The organism is Paenibacillus sp. N3/727, assembly GCF_022637315.1.
Lineage (GTDB): Bacteria > Bacillota > Bacilli > Paenibacillales > Paenibacillaceae > Paenibacillus_AQ > Paenibacillus_AQ uliginis.
The window spans coordinates 2,281,222-2,295,213 of sequence record NZ_CP093336.1 but is presented as its reverse complement, the minus strand read 5'-3'; the positions used below and the strand labels follow the sequence as shown (position 1 = coordinate 2,295,213).

General features: G+C 48.4%; 13 protein-coding genes. 5 read left to right on the top strand and 8 right to left on the bottom strand.

The window, feature by feature from the left end:
* Positions 1-207 precede the first annotated feature (207 nt).
* Together MNQ98_RS10135 and msrA are read left to right on the top strand one after the other, a co-directional pair.
* Complete coding sequence (locus tag MNQ98_RS10135) at positions 208-822, top strand: TVP38/TMEM64 family protein (RefSeq protein WP_241933058.1); 615 nt, start codon at positions 208-210, stop codon at positions 820-822.
* 76 nt (positions 823-898) lie between these two features.
* The gene (gene msrA / locus MNQ98_RS10130) at positions 899-1,867 is read left to right on the top strand and encodes a peptide-methionine (S)-S-oxide reductase MsrA (protein ID WP_241933057.1); all 969 of its coding nucleotides are present in this window, start codon (positions 899-901) and stop codon (positions 1,865-1,867) included.
* 73 nt (positions 1,868-1,940) lie between these two features.
* On the opposite strand, the gene MNQ98_RS10125 is transcribed toward msrA, so the two are convergent.
* The gene (locus MNQ98_RS10125; protein WP_241933056.1) at positions 1,941-2,621 is read right to left on the bottom strand and encodes a YitT family protein; all 681 of its coding nucleotides are present in this window, start codon (positions 2,619-2,621) and stop codon (positions 1,941-1,943) included.
* Positions 2,622-3,164: 543 nt separating this feature from the next.
* Between MNQ98_RS10125 and hmpA the strand changes: the two genes are divergently transcribed.
* Positions 3,165-4,370, top strand: a complete 1,206-nt coding sequence (hmpA, locus tag MNQ98_RS10120; RefSeq protein ID WP_241933055.1) for an NO-inducible flavohemoprotein — start codon at positions 3,165-3,167, stop codon at positions 4,368-4,370.
* 6 nt (positions 4,371-4,376) lie between these two features.
* On the opposite strand, the gene MNQ98_RS10115 is transcribed toward hmpA, so the two are convergent.
* Together MNQ98_RS10115 and MNQ98_RS10110 are read right to left on the bottom strand one after the other, a co-directional pair.
* Complete coding sequence (locus tag MNQ98_RS10115; RefSeq protein ID WP_241933054.1) at positions 4,377-4,769, bottom strand: VOC family protein; 393 nt, start codon at positions 4,767-4,769, stop codon at positions 4,377-4,379.
* A gap of 22 nt (positions 4,770-4,791) precedes the next feature.
* Positions 4,792-5,292, bottom strand: a complete 501-nt coding sequence (locus MNQ98_RS10110; protein ID WP_241933053.1) for a Crp/Fnr family transcriptional regulator — start codon at positions 5,290-5,292, stop codon at positions 4,792-4,794.
* Between the two features lie 191 nt (positions 5,293-5,483).
* On the opposite strand from MNQ98_RS10110, the gene MNQ98_RS10105 reads away from it, so the two are divergent.
* A complete protein-coding gene (locus MNQ98_RS10105; protein WP_241933052.1) occupies positions 5,484-5,867 on the top strand; it encodes a YhjD family protein in 384 nt (127 codons plus the stop codon).
* A 40-nt stretch (positions 5,868-5,907) separates the two neighbouring features.
* On the top strand, positions 5,908-8,049 hold the full coding sequence (locus MNQ98_RS10100) for a YhgE/Pip domain-containing protein (RefSeq protein WP_481856744.1): 2,142 nt from the start codon (positions 5,908-5,910) through the stop codon (positions 8,047-8,049).
* A 129-nt stretch (positions 8,050-8,178) separates the two neighbouring features.
* On the opposite strand, the gene MNQ98_RS10095 is transcribed toward MNQ98_RS10100, so the two are convergent.
* The 5 genes from MNQ98_RS10095 to MNQ98_RS10075 form a co-directional block, all read right to left on the bottom strand.
* Entirely contained in the window at positions 8,179-9,084 is a 906-nt protein-coding gene (locus MNQ98_RS10095) for a hypothetical protein (protein WP_241933051.1), read from the bottom strand.
* Between the two features lie 19 nt (positions 9,085-9,103).
* A complete protein-coding gene (locus tag MNQ98_RS10090) occupies positions 9,104-10,465 on the bottom strand; it encodes a nucleotide sugar dehydrogenase (protein ID WP_241933050.1) in 1,362 nt (453 codons plus the stop codon).
* Between the two features lie 62 nt (positions 10,466-10,527).
* A complete protein-coding gene (locus MNQ98_RS10085; protein WP_241933049.1) occupies positions 10,528-11,328 on the bottom strand; it encodes a response regulator transcription factor in 801 nt (266 codons plus the stop codon).
* 55 nt (positions 11,329-11,383) lie between these two features.
* Entirely contained in the window at positions 11,384-12,751 is a 1,368-nt protein-coding gene (locus MNQ98_RS10080) for a glycosyltransferase family 2 protein (RefSeq protein ID WP_241933048.1), read from the bottom strand.
* 43 nt (positions 12,752-12,794) lie between these two features.
* Positions 12,795-13,988, bottom strand: coding sequence for a HEAT repeat domain-containing protein (locus MNQ98_RS10075; protein ID WP_241933047.1), 1,194 nt, complete (start codon positions 13,986-13,988; stop codon positions 12,795-12,797).
* Between the last annotated feature and the right edge of the window lie 4 nt (positions 13,989-13,992).

Sequence of the window (13,992 nt, the reverse complement as noted above, 5' to 3'; positions counted from 1 at the left end):
AAATATTCGGTTAGATACTATTGTATCATAAGGTTATCCCGCTTGGCTAACTATTATTTTTGATTTAAACTATTGCCTTCACGTATCAACCGCGTATCCACTTTTTTTCGAAACCAGGCCCAAAAGTTCTTCATGATTAAGCAGACCGACTCTATTTTTGATATGATGGACCTGGACAATATCCCGTAAATGCAGAAAGGACTTATTATGAAAAAATGGATTACTCCAGTTGTATATATCCTCGCACTTTATCTCGCGTTTACCTATAGAGACGAAATTTTTGACTGGCTAAAGACCAACGATTCCATGCCTCTTCTCTTTGTTCTGACCACCCTCCTCGCCCTGTTCCCCATCCTCCCCTACAAAGCGGTAATCGGCGTATTGGGATATACCTGTGGGACTTTATCGGGGGCTTCAATAGCCTGGCTGGGAACGACTGCCGCCGCCGTGATCATTTATGCAGCAGCCGCTTCCGTTTACCGCGAACCAGGAAGAAGGTTCCTGGCTAAATTCCGCTACATTGAATCGTTTACTTCCGCCGTGGAGAGGCATCCTTTTAAAGCTATCGTTATTGCACGTCTTATGCCGATTGTTCCACAGATGGCAGTAAACGTATATGCCGGCGTCGCATCCATCCCTTTCTGGATTTACACGGCTGCCTCAGGACTCGGAAAAATACCCGCTATTCTGATCTACGCCTATCTTGGAAACAGCCTTGCTAATAATCCGCTACAGTTTGCCATCATCGCAGCAATTATGATGGCTGTATCCGTTATCGGTTTCGTGGCATATCGAATGAAACACCACAAAAACAGCATCTGATGTTTTTTTGGATACAAGGGTAAAATGATTTATAATGAGATTTGCAATGACTTCACCCTGACTACGGAGGGATATCATGAATAATACACAATCAAACACAACAGAGCTGGCCACGTTTGCAGGAGGATGTTTCTGGTGCATGGTCTCTCCTTTTGAAGAAATGCCCGGCATTCTCAAGGTCGTCTCCGGCTACACCGGCGGCCATACGAAAAATCCGACTTACGAAGAGGTTTGCTCAGATACAACGGGTCATTATGAAGCCATACAAATAACATTTAACCCTCAAATTTTCCCCTATGAGAAACTGCTGGAGCTCTTCTGGCAACAGATCGATCCGACCGACGCTGGCGGACAGTTTCACGACCGGGGCACTTCATACCGTACAGCCATCTTCTATCACACAGAGGAGCAGCAGCGTCAGGCTGAAGCATCCAAGCAGACTCTGCAGGCAAGCGGTCGGTTTGATAGACCTATAGTGACGGCAATCATTCCGGCAAGTGAATTTTATGAGGCAGAAGAGTACCATCAGGGCTATCATAAGAAAAATCCGTCTCATTACAAACGATACCGCAAAGGATCGGGTCGTGAGGATTTTATCGAAACGCACTGGTCATCAGTTAAAGACAAACATCAACTGAAGAACCGCCTGACACCTCTTCAATATGAGGTAACACAGAACAACGCAACTGAACCTCCTTTCCAAAATGATTTCTGGGATCATCATGGCGAAGGGATTTATGTGGACATCGTATCTGGCGAGCCACTCTTCAGTTCCCTGGACAAATACGATTCCGGTTGCGGCTGGCCAAGTTTTACCCGTCCGATACGGGAGTACAATGTTAAAGAAAAGACAGATCTAACCCATATGATGGTGCGTACCGAGGTCCGCAGCAAGCAGGGCGATTCCCACCTGGGACACGTCTTTGAGGACGGCCCTGGTCCGAACGGCCTCCGTTACTGCATCAACTCAGCCGCTCTGCGCTTTGTACCTAAAGAAGATATGGCAAGCGAAGGATACGGCGAATATTTGCAGCTGTTCCAATAAAAAAAGCATCATCCTAGAGTCACTGCAAATAAAAAAGCTCGCCCTGATCCAGGCGAGCTTTTCGTATTAAAAATTAACGGCCTCCAACAGAATGCTGCGCAGTTGGAGCAACCTGATTGCGTGTAACTCGTGCCGTTTTCGGTTTCTTCTCCACGCCATACGTTGCCGTTATAGTAATCATCTGTCCAGCAATGGACACGGCAAGAATGGTATACAGCGTTTCAACCAATGGCAGATAGAATAGTGAGAGCAGAAGCACGACAGCGTCCATCAGGAAAAATACCGTCCCTACCTTCAGTCCACTCCATTCACTAATCAATACGGATATGGCATCATCCCCACCCGTTGCTCCGCCGTAGCGAAGAACGATCCCGGCTCCAAATCCGGTAAGCAGACCAGAAATCACAGCGGCCGCCAACAAATTATGGTTAAGGTCAATAACAACAGTAGAATAACGTTCCATAATTGCATAAAAGAATGAAAACATGCCGGCGGCAATCATTGTGTTGATAATAAATTTGTGACCTTTTAAGAACCAGGCAACAATCAGCACTGGTATATCCAAAAGGATCATACTAAGCGCTGGTGGTATATCCAAAATATACTTGCCCAGCAGCGCCAGCCCCACAAATCCGCCTTCCGATAAATGGTTCTGAAAATTAATGTGATAATAGGTAAATGCGAGTAAAAACGTTCCAAACAACATAGCTAACATCGTGTGCATCATCATAATGATGTCTTTTCTTGTCCTCATACAGGCTCCCTCTAGTCGTAGTAGATTGGTCAGACATAGTCCAACCTCTACGGAAAGGTAACCTTGAGGAGTTCATCCTTCGCATCAATGCTTCCTTCCTTTCGCAGAGACTGTCCTTGTCTTTAGACGTCCGACTTCGCTCTACGAAGGAAGCTATGTGTATGAGAGATCATAACGTTTCCAAATCGTCCTTTGGGGATTCGTCCTTCGGGGACACATGGTATCCTGATCCTTTCTTGTTTAGTTAATTTGTTATAGATAGACTGAACTAGAGAAGAAACTCACCGGTGAAATCTCCTTCCGTTCAATCCGTGCTAAATATATTATAACACATTTACGATATTAACTAAACAGCTTACTTGAATAAATTGGCATTTATCCAGCTTATTGTGAATTTATTCATTGCCAACTTATTAGATTCATGTATATGTTCACGATTCTGAAATATGCCCTGTGATCAAAATCACCATTCTCCCTCCCCCACCCTGCCTATACTTATATGAGAAAAGTCACACAATACTTTTGGAAGAGAGGGATTTTGACATGTTAGACCCACATACCATTGAAATCATCAAATCCACGGTTCCCGTTCTGGAAGTCCATGGGAAGGCAATTACCACCGTATTTTACCAAAAATTATTCCGACATCATCCTGAGCTCTTAAATATTTTTAACCATGCAAATCAGCGTCAAGGCAAACAACCAACCGCCCTTGCGGGTGCTGTCTATGCTGCCGCCGCCAATATCGACCGTCTGGAAAATATACTGCCTGTCGTCAAGCAAATCGGAGAAAAACACCGCGCCCTGAACATCCTGCCAGAGCATTATCCAATCGTTGGCGAAACACTACTCGCCGCCATCAAAGACGTACTTGGTGATGCTGCCACACCCGAGATTATGGATGCATGGGCTAAGGCTTACCAGATTATAGCCGACGTGTTTATTAGTGTGGAAGCAGATATGTACAACACTGCTGAAGCTGCGCCAGGCGGGTGGAGAGGCTACCGGAACTTCATCATCGACCGTAAAGTGGAAGAAAGCCGTGTCATCACTTCCTTCTACTTAAAACCCGAAGATGGGCAAGCAATTTCCCAGTATGAACCGGGACAGTATATTACATTGCGGGTGAAGCCTGAAGGCGAGCAATATACGCATATCCGGCACTATACCCTTTCTGCAGCCCCGGGACAGCCTTATTATAAAATCAGTGTCAAGCGAGAAGACGCCGCAGATGACAAACCTGCCGGAATCGTATCGAGCTGGCTTCACAGCCATGCTGAGCCAGGCACAGTAGTGGAGCTTAGCGCACCTGCCGGGTCCTTTACGCTGGATCAGACCGATGAACATCCCCTTGTGCTCATCAGCGGAGGCGTTGGTCTAACTCCAATGGTAAGTATGCTTGAAGCAGCCCTTTCTACTCAGCCACAACGCCCTGTAACCTATATTCATTCCGCTATTGACGGCAGCCATCATGCCATGAAAGAACATATCGAAAAACTCGCCTCCACCCATAAACAGTTGAACTCCTACGTCATCTACGAACGTCCACTGGAGGGAGAATCCTGCCATAAAACGGGATACATCGATCTTTCCTTCCTTCGCGACACGGTCGATCCGATGTCCGATTGCTACTTCTGCGGACCTCTGCCGTTTATGTCCTCAGTTCAGCGTGACCTCAAGGCTCTCGGGCTCCCGGACGAACGGATTCATTATGAATTTTTCGGCCCTGCAGCATCTTTGGAAGCTTAAACTGGCCTATTCGTGGTCCGGTGCCACAAGTTCAACCTTGATCCGATCAGGATCTTCGAAAAACACGGCATAATGGCTCGGACCGCCAGCATAGGGATACTTGTCCTCATACAGGACAGGTATCCCTTTTCTTTTTAATTCTGACGCCATATCATCCACCTGCTGACGGGATGTTGCATGAAATGCCAGATGATTCAGTCCCGTTGTGCGCCGATGGTAAGAATGGGAAAGAAAACGTTCCTCCGTCTGCACAAATACAAGATAGGTAGCTCCTTGTTTCCAGCTAATTCCGTTGTCCCATTCCTGATATGGACGATAGCCCAGTTCTGTAAGCAGCCACCCCCAAAACTCCCGACTCCGATTCAAATCACTTGTATTTATCTCCACATGATGCAGCAAGAAGCATTCCTCCCGGCTTTTCTTAATGTTGTCCTCTTAGCAGCCGATTTACGGTCTCGCGCCGCACCCCGATCAACTGACCGATCTCTTCCTGTGTAAGCAGCTCGGTCAGATGCAATCCTTGTGAATAATCATCGAGCCATTTGATCAACAGCTCCAGCCGCTCAGCGGGAGTGCCTACCGTCAGGTGGTCCAGGCGCTGCTGCATGAACCGAACCTTCTCCTGTAAAAGTCTTGCTACTTCCAGCGGCCTGTCTGGGTTCTCCTTCAACTCGCGGTACCATTCTTTTGCCGAGATGATCTCGATTTCGCTGCGGATGACCGCTGTGGCTGTACCATGTGTTTCCTTTTGGCTGATGAGTGAATGATGCGGAACTGTCTCACCCGGATACAAGATGTTGAACAGCACGATATTCCCATTCTCATGCAGCCTTGTTACCTTAAACAATCCGCTTTTGATGTGATATAAAAATTCACCGCTATCCCCTTGATGGAACAAAACTTCCCCTTTGTGCAAAATCACCAACATCACTCCCTGCTATCTGAATCAAATCCCTCTGCATGCTGCAGGCGGACACATATTTGTCATTATAACAAAAAGATAAAGATGACGAGTTCCGGCTCCAAAAAATTTACGACTTGCCAGAGTTATAATCGTCGTTTAACATGAATAACATAAGAACACACGTTTCTATATTGTAAGGAAGTGACATAATGAGAGAGCCCCTCCTCCCTCCGGCTCCGACAGAAGAAGACGATCTGCTTGTCAGATCCTATGTGGTACACGGCATTATGCTGAAAATGCTGAGACGGGACATCGATACCCTTCATACACTTTCCCTGAAAATGCCCACACTTTATATCCGCAGCCTCGGCCTCATTGAAAAGGAAACCTCCAGAAATCTCTGGTCTGTCCGCCAAAAGCTTCGCGTTCACGGTATCCGGATCTCGGAAGAAACTCGTAAATCTGGCGGAATTGAAGCCGTGTTTATGTGCCGTGGCTATAACCGGACTCTATGGTTATCATGGGAACTTATCCAGAAAGAAGCCATGAACAGGCTTTATCGGTATTCAGGTTCAAATTTGGCGGCATACTAGCCTAAACGGACTTGAAAGAGAGGGATGTGTCATCCGGAATATGATCCGTATCTACCTCACCGACCTCAAAAACATAACGACAAATTGGGCTGCTGCCGTACTGATTATAGGTCTCGCCGTGCTGCCTTCGCTCTATGCCTGGTTTAATATTGCATCCTCATGGGATCCATACAGCCAAACCTCCGGTTTATCCATCTCGGTAGCCAATCTGGACGCTGGTACGACGCTTCACGGCACACCTATCAACGCAGGACAAGAAATCATACGTTCACTCCAGAACAACCACAGTCTGGGGTGGCGGTTTACAGATCAAGAATCGGCTATAAAAGGTGTACAACACGGTGATGATTATGCCGCCATTGTTATTCCTAAGGATTTCTCGGCACGGATCGGCACCGTACTTACTGACGAACCGGTAAAAGCGGAAATTCTATATTATACGAACGAAAAAATAAATGCAGTCGCTCCAAAGGTCACAGCTAAAGGAGCGTCCAGCATCGTTGAAGAGGTCAGCAAAAATTTTATTAAAACAGCTGACGGGACTATCTTCCAAATGTTCAATGCACTTGGGATCGAGTTGGAAAATGAACTTCCAACGATTAAAAAGGTTGAGAGTTTAGTGTTTCGCATCGAGAATCATTTTCCAGAGCTAAACAGGGCCATGGAAATCGCCATAACGGATATGCAAACCGCCAGCAAACTGGTCGCCCAATCAAAAAAGACACTGCCCGTGCTGGAGGAGATGGGCCGCAGCGGTCAGGAGGCGGCAGGGGCTCTTGCCGGATTTGCCAAACAGACATCCGAAGCGTCCGTGTCGCTCGAGCCGCGTGTAAAGCAGGACCTTGCTGTGCTGAATGAAGCTGCAACCTCCGTTCAGCAGGCAATAGCCCTCGCAGAGCAGTCCGGGATTTCTCCTGAGGAAGCTCAGGCTCGCTTGAGAGAGGTTGGGACACGCGCCGGAGAAGCCGCAATAGTGGCAAATCGGCTGTCCGAATTGTTCCAGCATCTGGATTCAGCTATACCGGGCACCGGCGCGGCCGCAGCGGTCGCCGATCTAAAACGTATCAGCGAGCGGTGGGCTTCGCTTCAAGAAGGAATTCAGGCCGCCATTACGGCCATAGGACAAGATGGCGAAGCTGGAGCGAGTCAGCTCACTAAATTAAGGCAGCTGGCAGATGATGCAGCCAAATTGTCAGGTGGGCTGCTAAGTCGCTATGATAGCGAGATCGGCCCCCGGATTTCTGCAGGTCTGGAACGGGCGGGGAAGACAGCTCAGACTGTCCAAACCGAGCTAAACCAGGCTTTAAAGGCACTTCCTGATGTAAACCAAATTCTCCAACATGCAGAAACCGGCCTTGCCGCAGGTGGAAAAGAAGCTATTGCCGTACAGAACCGTCTTCCAGAAGCCGAGCAGCAAATTTCCAAACTTGCAGACGGGTTCCGCAAGCTGGAGCAAGAAGGGGATCTCAGGGAGATTATCAGTTTGCTCAAGAACAATTTCGAGCAGGAAAGCCAATTCTTTGCGGAGCCGGTGGTGCTTAAAGAAAACCGGTTGTACCCGATTCCGAACTACGGCTCAGCCATGTCCCCCTTTTTCACGACCTTATCACTGTGGGTCGGGGCACTGCTACTCGTTTCACTGCTAAGCGTAGAGGTGCATCATGAAGAGGCTGTGTTCGGAAGCACAGCAGTATATTTTGGCCGCTTTCTCACCTTCTTGTCCATCGCAGTCTGTCAGGCGCTGTTCGTCACGCTCGGTGACCTGTTTCTTCTGGGAACCTATGTCGTAAATCCCACTTGGTTTGTGTTATTTGCTGTTGTAATCAGCTCGGTATTCATGCTGATCGTATACACGCTCGTATCCGTCTTCGGCAATGTAGGCAAGGCAATGGCGATCGTATTGCTTGTGCTTCAGCTGGCAGGCGCGGGAGGAACGTTCCCCATTCAGATGACTCCCGCCTTCTTTCAGGCTCTTCATCCCTTCCTTCCCTTTACCTATGCGATCAGCATGATGCGCGAAGCAGTCGGGGGCATTTTGTGGGACATTGTATATCGCGACCTACTCATCCTACTCGTCTTTGCGGTCGCGGCACTCGCCATCGGTATCGGACTGAAGAAACCTATAAACCGCGCGGGGGACCGTCTGGTGCGGAAAGTCAGAGAATCAAGGCTGATTCATTGATTGATTTCTCTGAGAACCATTACCTCATCTAAGCGCTACTCAGAAAAATAACAGCCGTTCCCTATCTGTAGCGGGAAACGGCTGTTTACCATGAAGTGTCTCCTTTTTACTCTGAATCCTGTTCATCCATTATCGACTGTCGTTCTCGTTCGTCATAGCAGTTGTTTTGCGGTGCCATGCCTGATAATGATGAACAGCAAGGCCGGCAAAAGACGGATGTTCCGTCCCTAATGCAGCCGCGCGGCGCGCTTCGTTCTTCATCACCTTTGCACTTTTACCGTGGAAAGTTAGATGATCTCCTTCTTTCGTATCTGTCAGTTCCATACCGATCCAAACGGATTTGCCCAGCTCGTCGGCCTGCTCCAGCTCTTCGCGGGACAATTCATACATCTTCTCCCCATCGTCCCGGTAAGACATGACCGCAACAGCATCACTCTGTTCCAGCATCCAGCGGCTGAAATTGCCTGAACCTTCAGGCCCTGGTATCGAATCCAACCAAAAAGGAACCGCAGCGCTAATCTCCAGCCCCTGGCGTCTTGCTTCCTGCACCCATGACTCCATATTCCTGCTCCATTCCTTGACGACCTGCTCTTGTTCACGTTCCCAGCGTCTTAAGACATAGGGCTCAACATCCAGCTGAACACCTTGAAAGCGTTCCTCCGGCTTCGACTCCATATTATATTCTTCAAGCCAGGACATTAATTTCCCCCCTTCTTCGCGCTGATCAGCATACGCCCAGTCAGGTTCCCCGCCCAAGGCATGAATGGCAATATTCACCTCATGTGCAGAACGGATAAATCGGCGGTAATCTTCCGCAGGCACACTCTCTTGAATTTGCAGAAAAATGGTAGTGACTCCTTCTCTTCCGCTAAAATCCAGAATCTCTTCCGATTCGCTCCGAATGATAGCAGTGTCCCACAACCATGTCGCTTTATCTTGCTTCACAGGTGCTGATGGAAGAAGAAAGAGGAGCAGCAAAAGACAGATGATCACGGCGGTGATGCAAAAATTGGCTTTTGCCGATAAAAACCTCATTCCTCTCCTCCATTCCAGTTCAAATTAGCATCGCTTCGCCCGGCTCCGGAACATGCTGAACCGAGTGGCCGATTTTATATATATGTGGCTGGGCATACGTATTAAACGCGTTGCGGGTGTCAAGAATAGGCACACCCATAGAAGCGATAAGACTGTAATCGAAACTGTTGTGATTCGTAATTAACACCATGCAGTCATACTTGCGGAACTTTTTTATATCATAATCGACGCTGTTGACCGTTTCTCCGCTCTTGTCCTCGAAGCTGCGAGCATGCGGATCGTAATAGTCAACGTTAGCCCCGTTCTCTTTAAACTGCTCGTAAACCTCAAGCCCAGGTGATTCCCGCAGATCGCTAATATCCGGCTTGTACGCCATACCGAGCAGCAGAATATTCGAGCGCTTAATAGATTTGGCATATTCATTCAGAATGGTAGCGGTCTTGTTAATTACATAGTAAGGCATATTGTCATTGGTCGACTGGGCCAGCTCGATAAACTTACTGTAGAAGCGGAATCCCTTCGCCTTCCAGGACAAGTACATCGGGTCCAGCGGGATGCAGTGCCCCCCAATGCCGGGTCCAGGATAGAACGGCATAAAGCCAAACGGCTTCGTGGCTGCAGCATCAATGACTTCCCAAACATCGATACCCATTCGGTCGCACATCATCGCCATTTCGTTAACAAAAGCGATGTTGACGCTCCGGAATGTATTTTCCAGTAACTTGGACATTTCGGCAACCTTCGGCGAGCTGACAGGTACAACCGTATCCACGTATTCTTTGTACAGGGCTGCTCCCAGCTTCAGACACGCTTCCGTTGTTCCACCAATCACCTTAGGCGTGTTCCGGGTGTTAAAGCGACTGTTCGACGGATCGACACGCTCCGGGGAGAAACAGAGGAAAAAATCTTTACCGGCCGTGTAGCCAAGGGCTTCAATCTCCGACTGTATCAATTCCTCCGTTGTACCCGGATACGTTGTGCTCTCCAGCGTTATTAGCAGCCGCGGCTTCATGAAACGCTTGAGTTGTTCTACTACCATGGTAATGTATGAAGTATCCGGGTCCTGATTCTCGCTCAGAGGAGTCGGCACACAGATGCTGATCGCATCAATGACAGCAATCATGCTGTAATCCGTTGTAGGTTTGAATCGCCCTGTCTGCATGCAAGCAGCCAGTTCTTCGGACGAAATATCAGAAATATAGGAATCTCCCCGATAGATCCGGTCAATTTTGTCAGAGTCAAGATCGATACCTACTACCGTAAAGCCCTGCTTAACCATTTCCACGGCCAGGGGAAGTCCCACATAACCGAGTCCCACTACCCCCAGGACAGCTTTCTTGCTTTCAATCGCGTTTAACAAAGTTTCGTATTCCTCATTCACGAGCATCTACCTCCATCGGTGTATTGTCTTAAGAAGCTCCAAAAACGTTTTATTTCAATTGTTTAGTGAAGGCAGCGGCGGATACGTGCATCCAGTTCTACCGGTGAGAACGGCTTGGTCACATAATCATCCACCCCGTTCTGGAAGCATTGGCTGATCGTCTGCTCCACACGCCTCTCGGTTAGCACGACAATTTTCGGCGGTGACTTCACATCAAGCTGCTGAATGTGATAAATGAACGGAAGACCATCAATGCCATACAGATTTAGCTCCGTCAGTACCAAGTCAGGCTCCCATTTCGGGATAAGCTCCAGTGCCTCCAGACCATCGACCGCTTCCAGGGTCTCGTAGCCTTGCATAGCCAGACGGATTTGCAAAAATTCACGCACCGTCGTGTCATTATCCACAATAAGAATCCGGTTCGTATCCGCACCCGTCTCATCTTCGGTAAAGATATGAATATCTGGAGAGGTGCTGAGACGAGCGGACTCCGCCATCTGCTTCAGCACTTGCGGCGAAGGGGCATCGGACATAGCAGCGAGTGTTATCCGGGGATCATAATTCTCGTTCATCTCGAGCAAAAGCTGCTTGAGCAGCAGCGCCTGGTAATGAGCTGCATCCAGCGTCATACCCGGCAGGATGACTGCCAACGTCTTCGTGACAGGATCCTTCCGGACCTCGCCATGTAAGCCGGACAACGGATTAAAGAAACCTTTCACCTGCCCTTCAAGACCAGGTGATTCACCAGCGCAGTATAAGAATAGGAGAGCGCACGTCCCGCTTGGGTCTTTCCGTACTTCTTGTTCCAAAATACTGTACAGATCCGTACCTTGCTCTCTTTGCAATGTTGCCGTTTGAGACATGATCAAATCCACCTTTCTCAGTTTGAATTATGATAAAATCAATCGGGCCTGGAAGTCAGGCGGCCTCTTTCTCATCTTTCCAGCTCTGCCGGGTCATCGTTCCCCAGGAGTTGTTGTTCTGAAGGTATTGAATATGTCCTTGCACTCTCCACAACACGCCAAGTTGGTGATATCCGACAAACTTGAGCGCCGAGAAGAGGAGCATTTTCACAAGATCAGACAGCTTGTTGTATCGGCGGAAGGCCATCTCCTCCAATATGAGCGCCCCCACACTAAGCAGGTATCCACTCAAAAGGTTCACCAATCCGAACACCACAAGAATCTGCCAATTGGTCATATCCAGCAAAACATATCCTATCAGAGCCAGCAGGCCCGTGATTCTAATGTAAGGGTTTAATGCTTCGAAAATAACGTTGTAAGGCATAGTCATCATGCCCATCGTCTTGTACTTGGGGTTGAATACCATGTCCCGGTTTTCGATCATGTTCTTCAGATTACCCCTGCCCCAGCGCTTTCGTTGGTTGGACAAAATATGATAGCTGTCCGGTGCCTGCGTCCAACAGACCGCCTCGGGGCAAAACGCGATCCGGTAACGGATTTTGTTCTCCAGCATATAGCGGTGCAGTTTGATAATAATGTTCATATCCTCTCCGGGATATCCACCACGGTATCCGCCAACGGCAATGACATAATCCTTACGGAACAGACCGAAAGCTCCGGAAACAATAATAAGTCCGTTAATATGACTCCATCCAATCCTCCCGCCAAGGAACGCCTTCAAATACTCAATAGATTGGAACATCGGCCACATCCGGCGCGGCAGCGAAACGTTCTTAACCGCTCCATTCTCGATGACACAACCATTGGCAATGCGTACATCCCCGCCAACAGCGACAGTTTCCTCCGGATTTTCCATGTACATCCGTGCCATGCGGATTAGCGCATCCTTCTCCAGCAAAGAGTCAGCATCAATGGAGGAAATAAGAGGATAACGGGACATGTTAATGCCCGCATTCAGCGAATCCGCTTTACCCCCATTTTCCTTATCGATAACGAACAGATGTGGATACTGCTCGTTATAGTAAACGCCTCGGACCTTTTTCGTATTAATCGTCCCTCGAAACTCAGGATTCGAGACACGTTGAAGGCCATATTCCTTGATGAGCACATCCAGTGTTTCGTCGGAAGACCCGTCGTTAATCACAATGACCTCATACGTCGGATAGTTAAGTGTCATAAGACAGCGGACGTTCTCAATAATGGTCAGTTCCTCATTGTAGGACGGAACGAGCAAGGATACCGATGGAACCAGCTCCGAGCCCGACAGCGTATTGTATTTGGAAAACGATGCCCGCCTAAAAATACTTCCGATATTCATGAAAGAAAACAATAATATTGCAAAATAGAGCACATTGACGATCATGACATAATAAATAGCTACCATACCGTATGTGAGCAGGATGTCTCTAAGCAGTGTAATCCCCTCCTACTCTTGCCACTTGTACGGTCCGCTTGTTCGGCTGAACACCGAAATAACTTTCGTAAAGCAGCTTTTTTTTGTTAAATGCAACCATTTGGTCGACCGCCTCGTGATCACTTTCTTTCGCCATAATCCGTTCAATCCGGTTGAGTGCCGTTTCCCGCGCCGCACCGGTCCTGGTTAATGCAGCTTGGCAAAGTACATCAAAGCCTTGCTCTCCTAATAACGACAAACTTTCCGCACTATTATTCCGGACATGCCAGTTCTCATCCTGAAGCGCAGCGGACAACAGCGGTATGCTACCTGCCGCATGAAGCGGACCGAGTGCTTTAGCGGCTGCCGCGCGCACCTCCCACTCACCGTCATTCATAAGCTGTGCGATCGTCTCGTCCTTCAACACCGGATTTGAGCTGAGATACAGTTTAACCGCCTCAGCACGAACATCCTTCCGCTCGGAGCCGACCAGTCGGTCGAGTGCGGGAACGACCGCAGGCACCGCCTGTCCCCACATAGCAACCAGAGCTACTTTAACCAGACCTGGATTCGGATCATCCAGCAGCTTGCGCATCAGACCAGCTGAATCCAAACGGGTTTCGAGCAAAATATCGGCTGCCATATGGTGAATCGCCTTCTCATAAGATAAAAGCTTCGACAGCATAGCGCGGATTTGATCCGGCCGGTCTGCACTTTTGGCAATAGCCCGGGAAATAATAATGGTCGAGGGACCATACTTGGTTCGGTCCAGCAGCACTTCGAGCGCTGGAACCGCCTCCTCAGCCCTCATGACACCCAGACGGTAAGCCGCCTCAATTCGTCGACTGTAACGGAAGCTTCCAAGAGCACGGATTTCAAATTCAACGAAACCGGCCTCTTTGCACAACCCGATCAGTTTCGTCTGGGCTTCTCCCTTGAACTGCTCGATCCATTCCATAAATTTATCTTGTATAACCCGGCGTTCCAGCGCTTTGAGGTTCCCTGGCGGAAGCTCAAGCGAAACATCATCATGCAGATGAGCCTGCACGTACATGAAATAATCACGGTGTTTCTCTTGGTATAACTCTGACTGCTTTTGTTCGGCATTATGCTTTATTTTCATTTGGAACAACAGGATTATGCCGAGTGCGATCAGGCCCAGACAAACATAAATGAACATATAAGCCAAGGCTAAATTTGAAAACATATCC

Bases quoted from the DNA above. Each gene is read 5' to 3' on its own strand.
- MNQ98_RS10135 (WP_241933058.1), top strand. From the start codon at position 208: ATGAAAAAATGGATTACTCCAGTTGTATATATCCTCGCACTTTATCTC.
- msrA (WP_241933057.1), top strand. From the start codon at position 899: ATGAATAATACACAATCAAACACAACAGAGCTGGCCACGTTTGCAGGA.
- MNQ98_RS10125 (WP_241933056.1), bottom strand. From the start codon at position 2,621: ATGAGGACAAGAAAAGACATCATTATGATGATGCACACGATGTTAGCT.
- hmpA (WP_241933055.1), top strand. From the start codon at position 3,165: ATGTTAGACCCACATACCATTGAAATCATCAAATCCACGGTTCCCGTT.
- MNQ98_RS10105 (WP_241933052.1), top strand. From the start codon at position 5,484: ATGAGAGAGCCCCTCCTCCCTCCGGCTCCGACAGAAGAAGACGATCTG.
- MNQ98_RS10100 (WP_481856744.1), top strand. From the start codon at position 5,908: ATGATCCGTATCTACCTCACCGACCTCAAAAACATAACGACAAATTGG.
- MNQ98_RS10095 (WP_241933051.1), bottom strand. From the start codon at position 9,084: ATGAGGTTTTTATCGGCAAAAGCCAATTTTTGCATCACCGCCGTGATC.
- MNQ98_RS10085 (WP_241933049.1), bottom strand. From the start codon at position 11,328: ATGTCTCAAACGGCAACATTGCAAAGAGAGCAAGGTACGGATCTGTAC.
- MNQ98_RS10080 (WP_241933048.1), bottom strand. From the start codon at position 12,751: ATGATCGTCAATGTGCTCTATTTTGCAATATTATTGTTTTCTTTCATG.
- MNQ98_RS10075 (WP_241933047.1), bottom strand. From the start codon at position 13,988: ATGTTTTCAAATTTAGCCTTGGCTTATATGTTCATTTATGTTTGTCTG.